The following is a 16,042-nucleotide window of genomic DNA, read 5'->3' as shown; positions in this document are numbered from 1 at the left end:
GCACAATTTTGTCGTTATTATTCTGATTTGTTGAAAATTAACGACACAGAATTAACACAAAAACGCTCTCCTGTGGTCTGTGGACCATCTTCAAAAACGTGCCCTAGATGGCTATCACACGTTGCACAACGAATCTCTGTACGTACCATTCCGTGACTTAGATCTTCTAAATAGCGCACCGCTTGATCGTTGATAGGCGCATCAAAACTTGGCCATCCGCAGCCAGAGTCATACTTGTTATCAGAGACAAAGAGAGGGGCATTACAACAAGTACAAGCATAAACACCAGTTTCCTTATTATGCAGTAGCTTACCGCTGAAAGGAGGCTCTGTACCTTGCTCTCGGCAAACACGGAACTCTTCATCAGACAGTTGCTCACGCCACTGTTCATCTGACTTCGTCACTTTTTTCCCGCTTTGTTCCACGACTTTCGGCTCCTTATTTACTGTTCTTGGTATTGACTTTTTTAGCAAAAAACTTGCTTCTCTTAACAGTTGTAGCACATACTTTCTCACCAGGACACCATGCGTAATTAATTTGATAAGAGCACTTATCTCACCAGTTATATTACGCCAACTGGGCTACAGAAGAATCAGTTAAAAGTTTAAAAAACGTACATTTGCAAAGAATTGTTAAAAAAAGCGTCGCTTTTTTTTGACTTTAAACAAGTTAAGTCCGATTATCACTTGCAGATGTTTACTGGATTCTGTAATTTTACTACCAGTTATCTTTAATCAGAAATTAAGTTGTGGAGCAACTATAATGACTATCAAAGTAGGTATTAACGGTTTTGGCCGTATCGGTCGTTTCGTATTCCGTGCAGCGCAAGAGCGCAACGACATCGAAGTAGTAGGTATTAACGACCTTATCGATGTAGATTACATGGCATACATGCTTAAGTATGACTCAACTCACGGCCGTTTCAACGGTACTGTTGAAGTTGAAGGCGGTAACCTAATCGTTAACGGTAAAACTGTACGTGTTACTGCAGAGCGCAACCCTGAAGACCTAAAATGGGACGAAATCGGTGTTGACGTTGTAGCTGAAGCAACTGGTCTTTTCCTAACTGACGAGACTGCACGTAAGCACATCACTGCTGGCGCGAAAAAAGTTGTACTAACTGGTCCTTCTAAAGACGCTACTCCAATGTTCGTTAACGGCGTAAACTTCGACACTTACGCTGGTCAAGACATCGTTTCTAACGCTTCTTGTACTACTAACTGTCTAGCGCCTATCGCTAAAGTTCTTAACGACAAGTTCGGTATCGAATCTGGTCTTATGACTACAGTTCACGCAACTACAGCAACTCAAAAAACTGTAGATGGTCCTTCTGCTAAAGACTGGCGCGGTGGTCGTGGTGCTTCTCAAAACATCATCCCATCTTCAACTGGTGCTGCTAAAGCTGTAGGCGTTGTACTTCCAGAAGTAAACGGCAAACTAACTGGTATGGCTTTCCGCGTACCAACTGCTAACGTTTCTGTAGTTGACCTAACTGTTAACCTAGTTAACGGTGCTTCTTACGAAGACATCTGTAAAGCGATGAAAGAAGCTTCTGAAGGCGAACTAAAAGGCGTTCTAGGCTACACTGAAGATGCAGTTGTATCTCAAGACTTCATCGGCGAAGTTTGCACTTCAGTATTCGATGCTAAAGCTGGTATCGCGCTAACTGACAAATTCGTTAAGGTTGTATCTTGGTACGACAACGAAATCGGTTACTCAAACAAAGTTCTAGACCTAATCGCTCACATCTCTAAGTAATTAGAAAGTTAGCAATTAGCGAATAACTTCGTTAAAGAAAAGGCGGCTCTAGAGTCGCCTTTTTTGTATCTGGAATTTGAGAGAATGCAGGCTCGATGTTGCATTTAATGTGCGAAGCGCGTCTAAAAGCTCTCCCCCAGCGATAGGAAACTACACATGGATTTAAAAACTCTCCCAGCCCTAACGGTGCTATCTGATAACGTCACTATCGTTGAAGTTGATCAGATAAAAATCGTCCGCGTGATTCATGACAAAGCAACGGCAGGCATCTCGCTACACGGTGGTCATGTCGTGTCGTTCACGCCTGTAGGTCAAGAAGATCTGATCTGGATGAGCGAAAAAGCTGTCTTCGATGGTAAAGCTGCTCTTCGCGGTGGTATTCCGGTTTGTTGGCCTTGGTTTGGGCGTATTGCTGCTCCAGCTCACGGCTTTGCCCGCACCGCAGAATGGGAGTTGGTTGAACATCGTGAGAACCATAACGGTGTGATTGTTGAACTTGCTCTGTTCCCGACAGAAGAAATCCACGATATTTGGCCCCATATGTTTGACGCTCGTTTGGTGATTGAAGTGGGCGATGAGCTAAAAGTGACGCTCAAAGTCATGAACATTGATGACGAGGCTTGGACCTTCTCTGGCGCATTACATACTTACCTAAACGTTGGAGACATTAAGCAAGCACAAACGACAGGCATGGGTGCCGAGTACATTGATAGCTTGAAAGCTGATGCGGTATGCCAAGGTGGTAATGTTCTACAACTAACTGACACGATTGATCGCGTTTACACGCAACCAGAAGCGAAAATTTTGGTAAAAGACCCGGTATTGGATCGTACGCTAAGCGTACACAACCAAGGCCACAACTCAGCAGTATTATGGAACCCTTGGGCAGAAGGTGCGCAAAGCATGGGTGACATGGCTGACGATGGTTATCAAACCATGTTGTGTGTGGAGTCTGCTGTTCATGCACCAAGTATTGAGCAAGGTCAAACGCTCCAACCAGGTGAGACACATGAACTTGTCACTGTCATTTCAGCGCAGTAAGAATCACCATATAAAGGCCGGGGATACCCGGCTTTTTTTTGTAATAAAAGCTCTGCTTAGATGGTCCTATCTTTACTAACTTATTGGTTACTGGTCACTTTTGACGGTTTCATTAATAAATATCAAAAAAATTGATCATATAAACCGATAGCATACCGATACAAAACTCATAAATAATAAAAATATCAGGAATTAGTCTATGTTAGAGAGATACCGAAATCAAAGTGTCGGATTCCAGTTGAAACTGGTGATCACTTTGTGCCTATTCATTGCTTTCAGCAGTATTGCCGCGCTTGTTTACCGCAACGCTTCCGATGTTCTATTGGAAAGCACACTGAAAGAACACCAATCTAAAGTAGAATCAATGGCAAAAACCATTGCTGGCCAATTCGATGCTTACCTGCACACCGCTAAAGTCCTCGAATCTACTTTTCGCAATGGCTACCTTGCCGGTGTCTATGTCGAAAATTACACGGTTGACTTCATGGGACATGAAGTACCAAACATCACTCAATACAGTGAAAGCTTAATTAATGACACCAAGTTGGTCGACAGTTTCACACGTGATACCGGCGCTATAGCAACGCTATTCGCACCGTTGGGTGACGACTTTATTCGGGTGTCCACCTCCCTAAAAGATCCACAAGGTCAACGAGCGGTCGGAACCACGCTAGGCATCAACCATCCTGGTTATCAGCAACTTAAAGCAGGACAACCGTATTACGCTCAAATTAAATTGTATGGCGAGCGCTACATTACCTACTATGCCCCAATCAAAGATGCGACAGGAAAGGTAGCAGGCCTATCGTTTATTGGCTTACCAGTAGACCAAGCGACACAAACCTTGTTCGATGCACTCGAAGAGATAAAATGGGGCGACACTGGTTACACCATTATCGTTGATAACGACGAAAACAATCTTGGTAAATACCTACTTCATCCAGCAAAAAGCGGCTCAGATTCGTCAATACTAGAAGTCGCCGACTACAATGGTCACAAGCCTTTTGGTCAGATTTTCGAACAATCTAGTGGATTAATTCGCTACCCTTTCGAGTACCAAGGTAACGTAGGCGAAAAGTATCTTGTCTACACAGAGGTTCCAGGTTGGAATTGGAAACTGCTAGGCGGTACGTTTATCAAAGAAGTGACAAAAGGTAGCGACACGCTTCTCACACTCATTGCCATCATTTCTTCGGTTGCAGCGATCATTACTTTTGTTGTATTGACGCTTTTCTTGAATCGCAGCTTACAACCTCTCACGACTCTAAACTCATACATGACTCGCTTAGCCGGCGGCGAAGTCAGCTTGAGCATCCCAGCGTCTCGTAAAGCATCAAAGAATGAAATTACGAACCTGAGCTCGGGTGTCGCCAGTATGGCAAGTCAGCTCAATGAACTTGTTGGTAAGATCCGTTCAACAAGCGACTTAGTGGAGAGCAACTCCACCAGCGTTGCCAACGATGCCCATAGCAATTTGACCCAAGCCGACCGACAACAACAAGAAGTCGAGCAAGTTGTGACAGCGATTGAAGAAATGGCCTCTTCCGCTCAATCTGTCGCACAACAAGTCGAAAGCATTGCGGAAAACGTACGCTCAGCAAATACCGATAGCCAGTCTGGTCTCGCGATTGTTGAAGGCGTATGTATCGACGTTGCTCAACTTAACGATCAATTGGATCAATCAGCAACGGCTATCGAGCAAGTAAATCGCGATAGCGAGAGTATTCAAACCGTCACGAAAATGATTGATGAAATTGCTGAGCAAACCAATTTACTTGCCTTGAATGCCGCCATTGAAGCAGCACGAGCAGGTGAACAAGGTCGTGGCTTCGCAGTTGTAGCAGATGAAGTGCGCACACTTGCGCACCGAACCCAAAGCTCAGTTCAGGATGTCGTGGAAATTATCGAGAAACTAAAAGGGTCGACTCATAATGCAGTTAATATGATGACAGACAGCCAACGCAGTGCAAACCAGGTCTTGGACAAAGCACAAGACGCGGGCACAGCATTAGAAGCCATCGCAGTACAAGTGCAGTCGATAGCCTCTCAAGCCGACGCCATTGCAGCGACTTCAGAAGAACAAGCTCAAGTTTCACAAGAAATTGCAGCAAATGCCCATTCTATCAGTGAACTTAACCGAGAAAGCCGCAACACGAGCGCAAAAACCTCGCAAAGTGCCATTGAACTTCAACAACAAGCACGAAACTTGAAAGAGCAAGTCGACTTCTTCCACTAATACTTAATAAGAGCCGACCCAGTCGGCTCTTTTTGTTTCACTTGAGACCATGCTTTTTGATAGAATTTGCCGCCCTACTTTCTGTTCGAGATCGTCATGAACTATCAATGCCCTCTATGCCACCAAGCTCTAGCGTTAAATGAAAAAACGTTTAAGTGCGAAAACAATCATCAGTTTGACTTAGCAAAAGAAGGCTACGTTAACTTGATGCCAGCGCACCACAAACGTTCTAAAGATCCTGGTGACAACAAAGAGATGATGCAAGCTCGTCGTCGATTCCTCGAAGGAGATTACTACAACCCAATGCGCCAAGAAGTGGCGCAGCTGTGTGCAACATACACTGAGGGGAGCACCCATCAATTATTAGATATTGGTTGTGGTGAAGGTTACTACACAGATCAAGTACAAAAGACGATAGAAACACAAGCGAACCATGCCACGATTTATGGCTTAGACATTTCCAAAGTTGCCATTCGTTACGCGGCGAAGCGTTACACGCACTGCAACTTTAGTGTGGCTTCTAGTCACCGACTTCCCTTCGCAAATGAATCCTTAGATGCCATTTTGCGCATTTATGCCCCGTGTAAAGCTGAGGAGCTGCAGCGCGTTGTAAAAAACGACGGCGTTGTTGTCACGGTTACTCCTGCTAGCCGCCACTTATACCAACTGCGTGAGCGCATTTATCAAGAAGTTCGTCTTCACAATGAAGAACCAGAACATATTGAAGGGTTTGAATTAGAGCACCAGCAGCATCTTAACTATGTTATGGACTTGAAAAACGGAGCCGCAATCGATTTATTGCAAATGACGCCATTCGCATGGAAAGCAACCGATGCTCTTCGTGAAGAGTTGAAATCCGCTACACTTTTCCAATGTGAGGCTGATTTTATGTTGCGTGTATATCGCAAAAAAACACTCAATTAATAAGTCAAAAAAAACAACAAACGCAAATAGTTATCATTTATATTGATTCATTGCTCAGCCTCCATTAATATCATCCGGACATTTTTGGAGGCTTTTCAATGCGCTTTTCTACTTTGAGCTTGCTCTTTGCAGGCTTACTTACTGGTTGCTCTTCATATACGCAAACCAACTCTCACGCAACCTCAGCGGAAGTCACTAGTTTTTACGACTACCAACTATACACCCCTTCTGGCGAGCATATCGCTCTAAGCAAACTGCCAATTGAGCTGCAACAAGCAGATGTCGTTCTTATTGGTGAATGGCACACACACGCCGGCGTTCATCGCTTTCAAACCGATATGCTCAAACAACTTACGTCCTACGACCGCTCACTCGCGTTATCTATGGAACAATTTACCCGCGACAAACAACCTGTTGTTGACGCTTACCTACGTGGGGAGATCGGCGAACAGTACTTAATGAAACAAGCCAACGCTTGGCCCAATTATGAAAGCGACTATCGCCCTCTCGTGGAGTTTGCTAAGCAGAAAAATCTCCCGGTCATTGCAGCAAATGCACCAAAGAGCATTGTTCGATGCATTGGTCGACAAGGGCTAGATTACATTAACAAGCTCGATGATGATCAGCGGATGTTCATTGCACAAGCCATCAACACTGGTAGTAGTCCGTACAAAGAAAAGTTCATGGCATCCATGCATCACGGTAAGCCAGAGCAGACGGAAAAACAGTTTGCAGCTCAAGTTACTTGGGATGAAACTATGGCGGAATCTATCGTTAGCTATCTAGACGACAACCCAGGCGCTCAGATTGTCCATGTTGCGGGCAAGTTTCACACCGAGCAAGGGTTGGGTACGGCAGCATCAATCTTAAGCCGCAACCCGAGCTTAAAAGTGGTTGTAATTAGCCCAACAGATAACGTGCTTTCTGATAATACAGACTATCAGTTAGAGGTTCTCGCACCACCAGTACGGTATGTACAAGATGCTCACCGCATGGCGGCATATCAACATCTAACTAAACGCAATAACGATCTTCAATGTAAGTAGCTGGTCTTCAATTTAAGTTACTACCTTGTCGTTGCGTTGCATCATCACACCGCTCCGAGTTCATAGAGTGACAACGGTCTGCTTCCTGCTGGTCTATTTTTTGCTAAAGATCACCAATAGAAACTAGAAGCGGCAAAAGCAGACCTGTTTTTATCCAAATAGCTTCAGAAATAAACTTTGCCGCCGATAAAAATATAACTGCTTTTTACCCGCACTCAGTGACCGAGTGTCGATGTTCCAAGGAGTATTCGATGAATCCAGTAGGAAGCACTTCTGTTAATAGCTATGCCAAACAATCTGTCGCCTCTAAACAAGCAAGTATTGCACAAGAAGAAACTAGTGCTTCGCCGCTGAAAGTCGAACACAATAAGGTAACGCTTTCGACCGAAGGCAAAGCGCTACTTGCCGCTCTGCAACAAATCGAGCACGACAGCAAGAAAATAGAAGCAGAAGATAAATCTGTTGGTGAAAAGGTCGAATCTTTCACGCATGGTGCGCTTGGCATGGATCACCCCGATAAAATCGAGAAAGAAGAGGATGGCTCATATTCTGCGGGTCAATACCTTTCTGCGGCATTTACCGTTGGTGGCATCATACTGGCATTAGTCTGATAACCAGTCTGATAATCGTCACGACAACAAATCCTATTTGAACCAAACACTTACTGCAGCCCATAATTTAATAAGCCAAAGAACGATATGATGCAAACGTAAGTGAATTCGACCGCTCTTGTGGCCCGATAATACATGCTCGTTTATTGCTCCCTAAACTAGGTTTCTTGTGAAGGCACTGAATGGATAACTTTAGTCCATGCTTTCAACTCCTAAGCGTAATCCAAGCCCACGTTTGTGGGCTTTCTTCTTTCCAAACTAACGAACGTTAGAGAGCGACTCATTTTTTCTGCAAAACCAAACAAAAACGACAATTTGGTTAAACTTTTATTACCGACACAAAACCTTCATAAATCATTGCTTTAATGCCTGCGCTTTCAATAAACAAGGAAAATATAATGAAGCGCTTAGTATCTCCAATCGTTACGGCAGTGGCTGCATCTACCCTCTCTTTCAACGCACTCTCAGCTGAAATCAAAAACGTCATTTTGATGATCGGCGACGGCATGGGTCCTCAACAAGTTGGTTTACTCGAGACCTACGCAAAACACGCACCTAACTCGGTTTACAAAGGCGAAAGCACAGCGTTATACAAACTCGCTCAAGAAGGTGTGATTGGATCATCACTAACCAATCCAGAAGATGCAATTGTCGTCGACTCTGCGTGCTCAGCTACGATGCTAGCGACAGGAATCCCTACCGCTTCTGAAGTCATTGGCATTGATAGCCAAGGCAACCATGTCGAAACTATTTTGGAAAAAGCCAAAAGTAAAGGTAAGGCAACTGGGCTCGTCTCTGATACGCGTATGACCCACGCAACGCCAGCAGCATTTGCCGCTCATCAACCACATCGCTCCCTAGAAAACAGTATTGCGGCGGATATGCTCGAAACAGGCGTAGACGTGATGATGTCTGGTGGACTTCGTCATTGGATTCCAAAGTCGACAAACGACAAAGGAGAGACATACGAGCAGCTTGAAAAGCTCACTGAAGGAAATGTCTACCTAAAATCGAAACGCAAAGACGAACGCAACTTGCTTACTGAGGCGCAAGACCAAGGTTACAACCTGGCTTTCAGCCGCGATATGCTCGCGCAAGCTAAAGGTGACAAATTACTTGGACTTTTTGCTTACTCGGGCATGAACGATGGTATTGCCTACAGTCAAAGCAAAAACGATCCAAAACGCACGCAGCCATCGCTGAAAGAAATGACCATCAAAGCAATCGACATTCTTTCAAAAGACAAAGACGGTTTTTTCTTGATGGTTGAAGGCGGCCAAATTGACTGGGCTGGCCACAGTAACGATGCAGGTACGATGCTGCATGAAATGCTTAAATTCGATGAAGCGGTAAACTCAGTTTATGAGTGGGCAAAAGGCCGTGATGACACCCTGATCATTGTTACTGCTGACCACGAAACCGGCTCTTTTGGCTTTAGCTACTCATCAGCAAACTTGCCTAAACCACAAAAACGCGACGGCGAAGCATTCAAAAATCAGGATTACGCGCCAAACTTCAACTTTGGTCAGTTCGAGATCCTCGATGGTTTATACAACCAAAAGAAAAGTTACTACGGCATGATCAGTGAATTCCAAGCGCTTAATAAGAAAGAGCAAACTCCAGAGAAGTTTGCGGAAGTCGTGAACGCAAATAGCGATTTTTCGATTACGCCTGAGCAAGCAGAACGCGTATTAGCAAGTAAACCAAATCCATACCGACTTGCTGGACACAAATACTTAAGCGAAGAGAACGTACCGGCAATCAATGACTTTGATGCTTTCTTTCCTTACAACGACCGTGGCAACTTGCTAGCGCGTGAGCATGCAACAAAGCAAAACACAGTATGGGGGACGGGTACTCATACGCATACTCCTGTCAACGTATTTGCTTGGGGACCTGCAGAAACTATCCTTCCAGTATCAAAAATCATGCACCACTCGCAACTAGGCGAGTACTTGAAGCAACAAATTAAATAATCAACTTGCACTTACTTCACAACTCGTGATGTTTCAACGCTCTCGCAAGGGAGCGTTTTTTTATGCATGAAAACAGTTGACGTTTTAAATCGTACACCACAATAATTATGGGTCTTTAATTATATGAATAAAGAAAATGTGCGAAATCTTTGCTAAGCAACCCCAAGACAACTATCAGTTCATCACCCGCTCTATCCGTATTGATGGTCACGCGACCAGTGTAAAACTTGAAGCGAGCTTTTGGACAATTCTTGAGGAAATCGCTAGTGCTCAAAACATGACGGTTCCTAAATTCATAAGCACTGTTTATCAAGAAGCACTCGAATACAATGGTGAAGTGAGCAACTTTGCCTCCTTACTTCGATGCGCTTGCCTCACTTACGCCCGCCAACCTCAAGAGACCACTCGTCAAGCACTTGCGCAACTTAACAGTTAATAGCAACCAACCGAGCAATAACCATCCTAGGCTATGCATCCGTATTATAAACCCTTGAGCATCTTCTAATTTGTCGTACTAGAGTACTACCCAGACTCCTTTTGAAATCGCTAACCTATGCGGACTATCAAGGAGTACCTATGACAAAAATGATTCACACCATGATCCGAGTAAGTGATCTGGACCGCTCTCTACAATTTTACTGTGACGTACTTGAACTAGAAGTCGCTGATCAATACATCTTTGATGGCTTTTCTCTAACCTATCTAGCCAACCAAGAAACTGGCTTTGAATTGGAACTGACGCACAATCACGACCAAAGTGAGCCCTACACTCACGGCTCAGGTTACGGCCACCTTGCCGTCAGCGTGGAGGACATTGAACAAGCCCACAAACGCATTAAATCTCTCGGCATTGAAACTGGTGACATCAAAGCCTTTGACCATCAACAAAAGCATTTAGCAACGTTCTTTTTTGTAACCGACCCTGATGGTTACAAAATTGAGTTCCTGCAACGCCAAGGGCGTTACCTATAACAAAAAGAGTAAACATTATGATTCACTTGACGGCTACCTTTCATGCACAACCGGGAAAAGAACAAGAGTTGAAAGAGGTACTTACCCGAGCGCTTGAACCTACTCGCAATGAAGAAGGTTGTGTTCGTTATCAATTGTTCCAAGATAAAGACAATGCATGCCACTTCGTTTTTCAGGAGCAATTTAAAGACCAACAAGCATTTGAGCTTCATGGTAAAACAGAACACTTTGCTCTTTTGATTAGCCAGATCGACAATTTGTTAGAATGCGAGCCGAAACTGGTGTTCTTTAACGAACTGTAACTATAGCGCTAACCGAAGATCAAAAAAGGCACTCTATCTAGAGTGCCTTTCACTAGTTGGGATCTGTGATTAAGCGTCTTGCTTCTCCACCATATGCAAATGCACATCTTGTTGTGGGAAAGGAATCGAAATACCTTCTCGGTCGAAGCGTAGTTTCACTTCTTTAGTCACATCCCAGTATACATCCCAGTAATCATCCGTTTTTACCCAAGGACGCACAATAAAATCTACAGAAGACGTATTTAATGTATGAACTTTGATCATTGGCTCTGGAGTGCGAAGTACCGAAGGGTGAGAGGTAATGATATCAGACAATACTGACTCCGCTTTTAAGAGGTCATCCGCATAGCCAATGCCAAACACCATATCCACGCGGCGAATGCGTTCATGCGTGACGTTCTTAATAACATCTCCCCAGATTTTGCTGTTAGGCACAATAATAATTTGGTTATCAAACGTACGGATTGTGGTGTTCACCAAACTCATATGGCTTACCTTGCCATCCACACCGCCAGCATACACAAAATCACCAACATCAAATGGGCGATAAATAAGCAGCATCATACCCGCCGCGAAGTTGGATAACGTGTCTTGCAACGCGAAACCAATAATCACACCAGCAATACCGAAACCGGTTAGGATTGGCGCTAGGTTCAAACCAAGCTGAGATAAGCCCACCATGATACCGATCACCCACACGAATTTGCCGGACATCGAGATAAAGAAGTCCTGCATCAAGTGGGAAAGTTTTAAGTTTTTCGATGCAACTGCTTTACGGACGACTTTGCGCGTTAACTTAGCCAGTCCGCGAGCGATCAATAAAATCAGCGCAAAAACAAACAACTGGAAGATATGCTGCGGTGCATTCTCGGCAAACCAATCCAGTGCCGAGTTGGACCAGTGACTCAGTATTGACCACACAACTTTGGTATTTAGTAAATCATGGGTGATATTACCCGTCACTTCAAAAATTTGGCGTTTGTATTCAGACGTTTCTAAACCGACTTTATCACCAATTGAAATCAGGTTGCGTAAGCTTTCTGTCGCAATATTTAGCCTTTGTTTAGTAATGAGCTGACTAAGTTGCAACGACGCTTTTTCCGACTCTGGGCTAGACGAAAGTTGGGAGCCAATGATCTCACTTTGCTGACTCAAGTACTCAATAGAAGCAGACAGTAAGCGCATACGTTTATCAATTTTATCTTTTAGTTCCGCTTCTGCGCGCTCGTTTTGGGCCCCTAGCTCCTTCAACCAAGCGAGATTTTGCCAGCTCGAATCGAAGCTAACATCAAGATAACGCTGTAGCTCTCGATAATCATTAACAAGAGCAAGCTTCTCTTCATCCTTAGCCTTATTTAAATCCTCGACGACTTTCTTTATTTTTTCCGATAGATAGTTCGTCGCGTCCTCAGAGTATTGTTCTTGTTTTTTAACTAGCAAGATCAGCTTGTCGCGAGAGATAGTTTCACGTTCAATCGCTGACGCTAACTGGCTTCTTAATTCTTCATTCTTTTGGAATAGTTGCAGTTGAAGGGCATCACGCTCGTCGCCACTCGCTTGCGAGAGGCTTTGGGATAAATCCACAATCTCTCGGTTCAAGTTGTCAATCGAGATTTCGGCAGCAGAAGGCTCTTGGATATCGTCAGTAGCAGTCGCATGAACAGCCATTGGGGAGAACATAATGACGGCAAGTGCGAATAATGTCACCCAAGATGTCAGGCGCAGTTTCTGGGGGAAATGAAACGTCATGTTTACCTCATAGGAAACAATCCTGATCAAAACAATCAGGAATAGAAGTGTAAAGCGTTGAAATCATACTCCTAAGTTTACAACACTAAATAATAAACTGAGCAGCATTTCGTTAGCGAGACGTCAAAGTTGGGAGCCCCAATAGCAAACAAGCCTTTCATTTAATCAATGAAAGGCTTGTTTTTATTCGACTAAGGACGGTTGGGATGATTTAAAATATGGTCTTCCCAATCCACCACATCAATCTCGTAAACAACTTTGTTACGGACACTTTCCCCTGCCGCATGCATTGCGGACTTAGAGCCTGTAATCAACGGATGCCATTCTGGTAAAGGCTGCTTTTCAGCCAACAGACGGTAAGCGCACGTGTGTGGCAGCCAAGTAAAATCGTCGATGTCTTCTCGGGTCAGCTTGGTGCACTCTTCACCCGAAGTGAAACGGTTTGGGTAATCCTTACATGAACACGTTTTACTGTTCAGCCAGCTACAAGCCACATTGGTATAGTAGATTTCATCGGTATCTTCATCCATCAGCTTATGCAAACAACATTTGCCACAACCATCACAGAGAGATTCCCATTCCTCTTCTGTCATCTGCTCTAACGATTTACTTTGCCAAAATGGAGTGCTCATACTTCAGGTCTCACCAAGGGAATTTAGGGGGCGATTTATACTCTTCTCAACGCAAAAGTTCAAGTTTTGAGAAGATCTTGCATCCTTCCCACATAACGGTGGAGATATTCAACTACTTTCGTTTTACTGTTCTATCCTTAAACAAGTTTCCATTACTCAATTGATCAAGAAGGCATTAAGGAGTTTTCATGGGTATTATTTCTTGGATTATTTTGGGCTTAATCGCCGGCGCACTTGCTAAATGGCTCATGCCAGGAAAAGATGGGGGCGGTTGGATTGCAACAATGTTACTTGGTATTGCAGGGGCATTTGTCGGTGGCTTCCTTGGCGGCATTCTCGGTTTCGGCGGAGCCACTGGCGTCAACATTGGTAGTATCATTACCGCAACACTAGGCGCATTTATTCTGTTGTTTGTTTATAACCGTTTCTTAAAATAATCACGATGATTTAAAAGCAAAAAACCAAAAAGGGAGCGTAATGTTAAGCGCGCCCTTTTATTTTTTTCTTTCTTCACTCTTCCAATCCACGTCAAAATGACCATAATTGCCCCCTTAATTTTTAAGAGGTTTACATTATGGATTGTCGATTAGGATGTGGAGCGTGCTGTATTGCGCCAAGTATCTCTTCACCAATACCTGGAATGCCCAAGGGCAAACCTGCAGGTGTTCGTTGTGTGCAACTCAACGACGACAATTTGTGCAAGCTATTTGGTAAGCCTGAACGCCCTAAAGTCTGTCACGATTTTAAACCGTGTCCGATTGTATGCGGCAACACCAATCAAGAAGCACTCGACAACATCACTGAATTAGAACAATTGACGTAATGCGACTCTAGACCACACGTTTAAAGTTAGTACCTCGGTTGTTTCTCTCCGAGGCAGTAATCAAAGCAAACTCAAGATTTAGCACTTTCCCCCTCTGCTTTTTATCTCACCCTTGAGAACTCTTGCCACATAGCGTTCCATTTGCGGTTTTTTCGCGATCTCCCTCACAATTTATTGACAATTCTCGACTATGTTCAGCGGGTCATTTAATTAAAGATCAGGAAAGAACATGAATAAGTATTTGGCTGAGGCTTTTGGCACGTTCTGGCTAGTGTTAGGCGGCTGTGGTAGCGCGGTGTTGGCTGCGGGTTTCCCTGAAGTGGGTATTGGTCTGTTGGGCGTTTCTTTGGCATTCGGTTTAACCGTTCTGACGATGGCATTTGCTATCGGTCATATTTCAGGTTGTCACTTGAACCCTGCAGTGACAGTTGGCCTTTGGGCTGGCGGTCGTTTTGAGACAAAAGACGTTGCTCCCTACATCATCTCACAGGTTATCGGCGGGCTTATCGCAGGTGGTGTGCTTTACGTTATTGCATCTGGACAAGCAGGATTCGATGTTGTGGGTTCTGGCTTTGCCGCCAATGGTTATGGTGAACACTCTCCAGGCCAATACTCGATGATCGCTGCACTTGTGACTGAAGTTGTCATGACGATGATGTTCCTGATTGTCATTATGGGTGCAACAGACAAACGTGCGCCACAAGGCTTTGCACCTATCGCAATTGGCCTGTGTTTGACTCTCATTCACCTGATCAGCATTCCTGTCACCAATACGTCAGTAAACCCTGCTCGTAGCACGGCAGTCGCAGTATATGTGGGTGACTGGGCGGTTTCTCAGCTATGGCTGTTCTGGATTGCTCCTATTGTGGGTGGCGTGCTTGGTGCGGTTATCTACAAAAATCTTCTTGGTAAAGAATCGAACGATTAATCGTTCCTAACTCCCAAAATCAAAAAAGCCGCTGAATTCAGCGGCTTTTTATTAAATTCTGTGTCGACCTAATAGCGAATGTGACAACGTCGTGCCATCAACAAGCTCTAGCTCCCCACCGACAGGCACACCATGCGCGATGCGGCTGGCATCAACTTGGTGCTCTTTACATAGCTCTGCGATGTAGTGGGCAGTGGCTTCACCTTCAACTGTTGGGTTTGTCGCCAAAATCACTTCGGTAATATCACCGCGACGTAAGCGGTAATCAAGGACATCTAATCCAATATCACTTGGACCAATACCATCTAATGGCGACAAATGCCCCATAAGAACAAAATACCGACCAGAATATTGGCCTGTTGCTTCAACGGCTGCGATGTCTGCCGGGCTTTCTACCACACAAATTTGACCATTTTCTTGGCGTTTTGGGTTGGTACAAATGTGACAGACTTCTTCTTCGGTGAAGGTTCGACACTCAGTACAATGACCTATTTCTGTCATTGCCTGACTCAGCGCATCTGCAAGCTGCAAACCGCCTTTTCTATCGCGCTGTAACAAATGAAAGGCCATACGCTGCGCTGACTTGGGGCCAACCCCAGGTAGACAACGTAAGGCCTCCATCAATTGCTCCAGCATATGACTGGTACGCATTAAAAGTCCGCTTAATTAAATATCAGCAGATTAGAATGGCATTTTCATGCCTGGTGGTAGTTGCATACCGCCAGTTACAGAAGCCATTTTCTCTTTTTGAGTTTCTTCAACACGACGGGCTGCATCGTTGAACGCCGCAGCGATCAGATCTTCAAGCATTTCTTTGTCGTCTTCCATCAAACTTTCATCGATGTCAACACGACGTACGCTGTGACTACCAGTGATAGTAACTTTAACTAGGCCAGCACCAGACTCGCCAGTTACTTCCATATTCGCGATTTCTTCTTGAAGCTTTTGCATGCGATCTTGCATTTGCTGGGCTTGCTTCATTAGGTTGCCCATACCGCCTTTACCAAACATGTTTATCTCTCTGGTTTAATGAGGTGTTGCATC

General features: G+C 44.4%; 18 protein-coding genes. 13 read left to right on the top strand and 5 right to left on the bottom strand.

The window, feature by feature from the left end; all coding sequences use genetic code 11:
* Positions 1-17: 17 nt before the first annotated feature.
* The gene (gene msrB, locus R7Q47_RS14090) at positions 18-425 is read right to left on the bottom strand and encodes a peptide-methionine (R)-S-oxide reductase MsrB (protein WP_005380698.1); all 408 of its coding nucleotides are present in this window, start codon (positions 423-425) and stop codon (positions 18-20) included.
* A 337-nt stretch (positions 426-762) separates the two neighbouring features.
* Between msrB and gap the strand changes: the two genes are divergently transcribed.
* The 10 genes from gap to R7Q47_RS14040 all read left to right on the top strand — a co-directional run bounded on the left by gap (position 763) and on the right by R7Q47_RS14040 (position 10,866).
* On the top strand, positions 763-1,758 hold the full coding sequence (gene gap, locus R7Q47_RS14085; RefSeq protein WP_005380697.1) for a type I glyceraldehyde-3-phosphate dehydrogenase: 996 nt from the start codon (positions 763-765) through the stop codon (positions 1,756-1,758).
* A gap of 156 nt (positions 1,759-1,914) precedes the next feature.
* On the top strand, positions 1,915-2,799 hold the full coding sequence (locus R7Q47_RS14080; RefSeq protein ID WP_025767193.1) for a D-hexose-6-phosphate mutarotase: 885 nt from the start codon (positions 1,915-1,917) through the stop codon (positions 2,797-2,799).
* Between the two features lie 199 nt (positions 2,800-2,998).
* Positions 2,999-5,035: a methyl-accepting chemotaxis protein gene (locus R7Q47_RS14075; protein ID WP_151515028.1), complete on the top strand. Its 2,037-nt coding sequence runs from the start codon at positions 2,999-3,001 to the stop codon at positions 5,033-5,035.
* A gap of 96 nt (positions 5,036-5,131) precedes the next feature.
* Positions 5,132-5,959, top strand: coding sequence for a 23S rRNA (guanine(745)-N(1))-methyltransferase (rlmA, locus tag R7Q47_RS14070; RefSeq protein WP_005380691.1), 828 nt, complete (start codon positions 5,132-5,134; stop codon positions 5,957-5,959).
* Positions 5,960-6,057: 98 nt separating this feature from the next.
* Positions 6,058-7,005: a ChaN family lipoprotein gene (locus R7Q47_RS14065; protein ID WP_318089172.1), complete on the top strand. Its 948-nt coding sequence runs from the start codon at positions 6,058-6,060 to the stop codon at positions 7,003-7,005.
* Between the two features lie 251 nt (positions 7,006-7,256).
* Positions 7,257-7,616 (top strand): hypothetical protein, encoded by a 360-nt coding sequence (locus R7Q47_RS14060; RefSeq protein WP_318089171.1) that lies wholly within the window; start codon positions 7,257-7,259, stop codon positions 7,614-7,616.
* A gap of 398 nt (positions 7,617-8,014) precedes the next feature.
* Positions 8,015-9,592, top strand: a complete 1,578-nt coding sequence (locus R7Q47_RS14055; RefSeq protein WP_318089169.1) for an alkaline phosphatase — start codon at positions 8,015-8,017, stop codon at positions 9,590-9,592.
* 136 nt (positions 9,593-9,728) lie between these two features.
* Positions 9,729-10,028 carry a ribbon-helix-helix domain-containing protein gene (locus tag R7Q47_RS14050; RefSeq protein ID WP_213960456.1) on the top strand — a complete coding sequence of 100 codons (300 nt, stop codon included), beginning with the start codon at positions 9,729-9,731 and terminating at the stop codon, positions 10,026-10,028.
* Positions 10,029-10,168: 140 nt separating this feature from the next.
* The gene (locus R7Q47_RS14045) at positions 10,169-10,564 is read left to right on the top strand and encodes a VOC family protein (RefSeq protein ID WP_005380685.1); all 396 of its coding nucleotides are present in this window, start codon (positions 10,169-10,171) and stop codon (positions 10,562-10,564) included.
* A gap of 17 nt (positions 10,565-10,581) precedes the next feature.
* The gene (locus tag R7Q47_RS14040; RefSeq protein ID WP_025767189.1) at positions 10,582-10,866 is read left to right on the top strand and encodes a putative quinol monooxygenase; all 285 of its coding nucleotides are present in this window, start codon (positions 10,582-10,584) and stop codon (positions 10,864-10,866) included.
* 69 nt (positions 10,867-10,935) lie between these two features.
* Here R7Q47_RS14040 and R7Q47_RS14035 read toward each other — a convergent pair whose 3' ends face one another.
* Positions 10,936-12,615: a mechanosensitive ion channel family protein gene (locus R7Q47_RS14035; protein ID WP_005380681.1), complete on the bottom strand. Its 1,680-nt coding sequence runs from the start codon at positions 12,613-12,615 to the stop codon at positions 10,936-10,938.
* Between the two features lie 191 nt (positions 12,616-12,806).
* Positions 12,807-13,247, bottom strand: a complete 441-nt coding sequence (locus R7Q47_RS14030) for a YcgN family cysteine cluster protein (RefSeq protein WP_005384948.1) — start codon at positions 13,245-13,247, stop codon at positions 12,807-12,809.
* A 188-nt stretch (positions 13,248-13,435) separates the two neighbouring features.
* Between R7Q47_RS14030 and R7Q47_RS14025 the strand changes: the two genes are divergently transcribed.
* The 3 genes from R7Q47_RS14025 (at position 13,436) to aqpZ (ending at position 14,998) form a co-directional block, all read left to right on the top strand.
* Positions 13,436-13,684: a GlsB/YeaQ/YmgE family stress response membrane protein gene (locus tag R7Q47_RS14025; protein ID WP_005380625.1), complete on the top strand. Its 249-nt coding sequence runs from the start codon at positions 13,436-13,438 to the stop codon at positions 13,682-13,684.
* Between the two features lie 137 nt (positions 13,685-13,821).
* The gene (locus R7Q47_RS14020; RefSeq protein WP_017820793.1) at positions 13,822-14,070 is read left to right on the top strand and encodes a YkgJ family cysteine cluster protein; all 249 of its coding nucleotides are present in this window, start codon (positions 13,822-13,824) and stop codon (positions 14,068-14,070) included.
* Between the two features lie 229 nt (positions 14,071-14,299).
* Positions 14,300-14,998, top strand: coding sequence for an aquaporin Z (gene aqpZ, locus R7Q47_RS14015; RefSeq protein ID WP_005384951.1), 699 nt, complete (start codon positions 14,300-14,302; stop codon positions 14,996-14,998).
* 51 nt (positions 14,999-15,049) lie between these two features.
* On the opposite strand, the gene recR is transcribed toward aqpZ, so the two are convergent.
* Entirely contained in the window at positions 15,050-15,649 is a 600-nt protein-coding gene (gene recR / locus R7Q47_RS14010; protein ID WP_005380619.1) for a recombination mediator RecR, read from the bottom strand.
* 30 nt (positions 15,650-15,679) lie between these two features.
* Positions 15,680-16,009: a YbaB/EbfC family nucleoid-associated protein gene (locus tag R7Q47_RS14005; RefSeq protein WP_005380618.1), complete on the bottom strand. Its 330-nt coding sequence runs from the start codon at positions 16,007-16,009 to the stop codon at positions 15,680-15,682.
* Positions 16,010-16,042: the final 33 nt, after the last annotated feature.

This window comes from Vibrio sp. Vb0349, from assembly GCF_033338975.1.
This window is presented reverse-complemented; position numbering and strand designations above follow the sequence as displayed.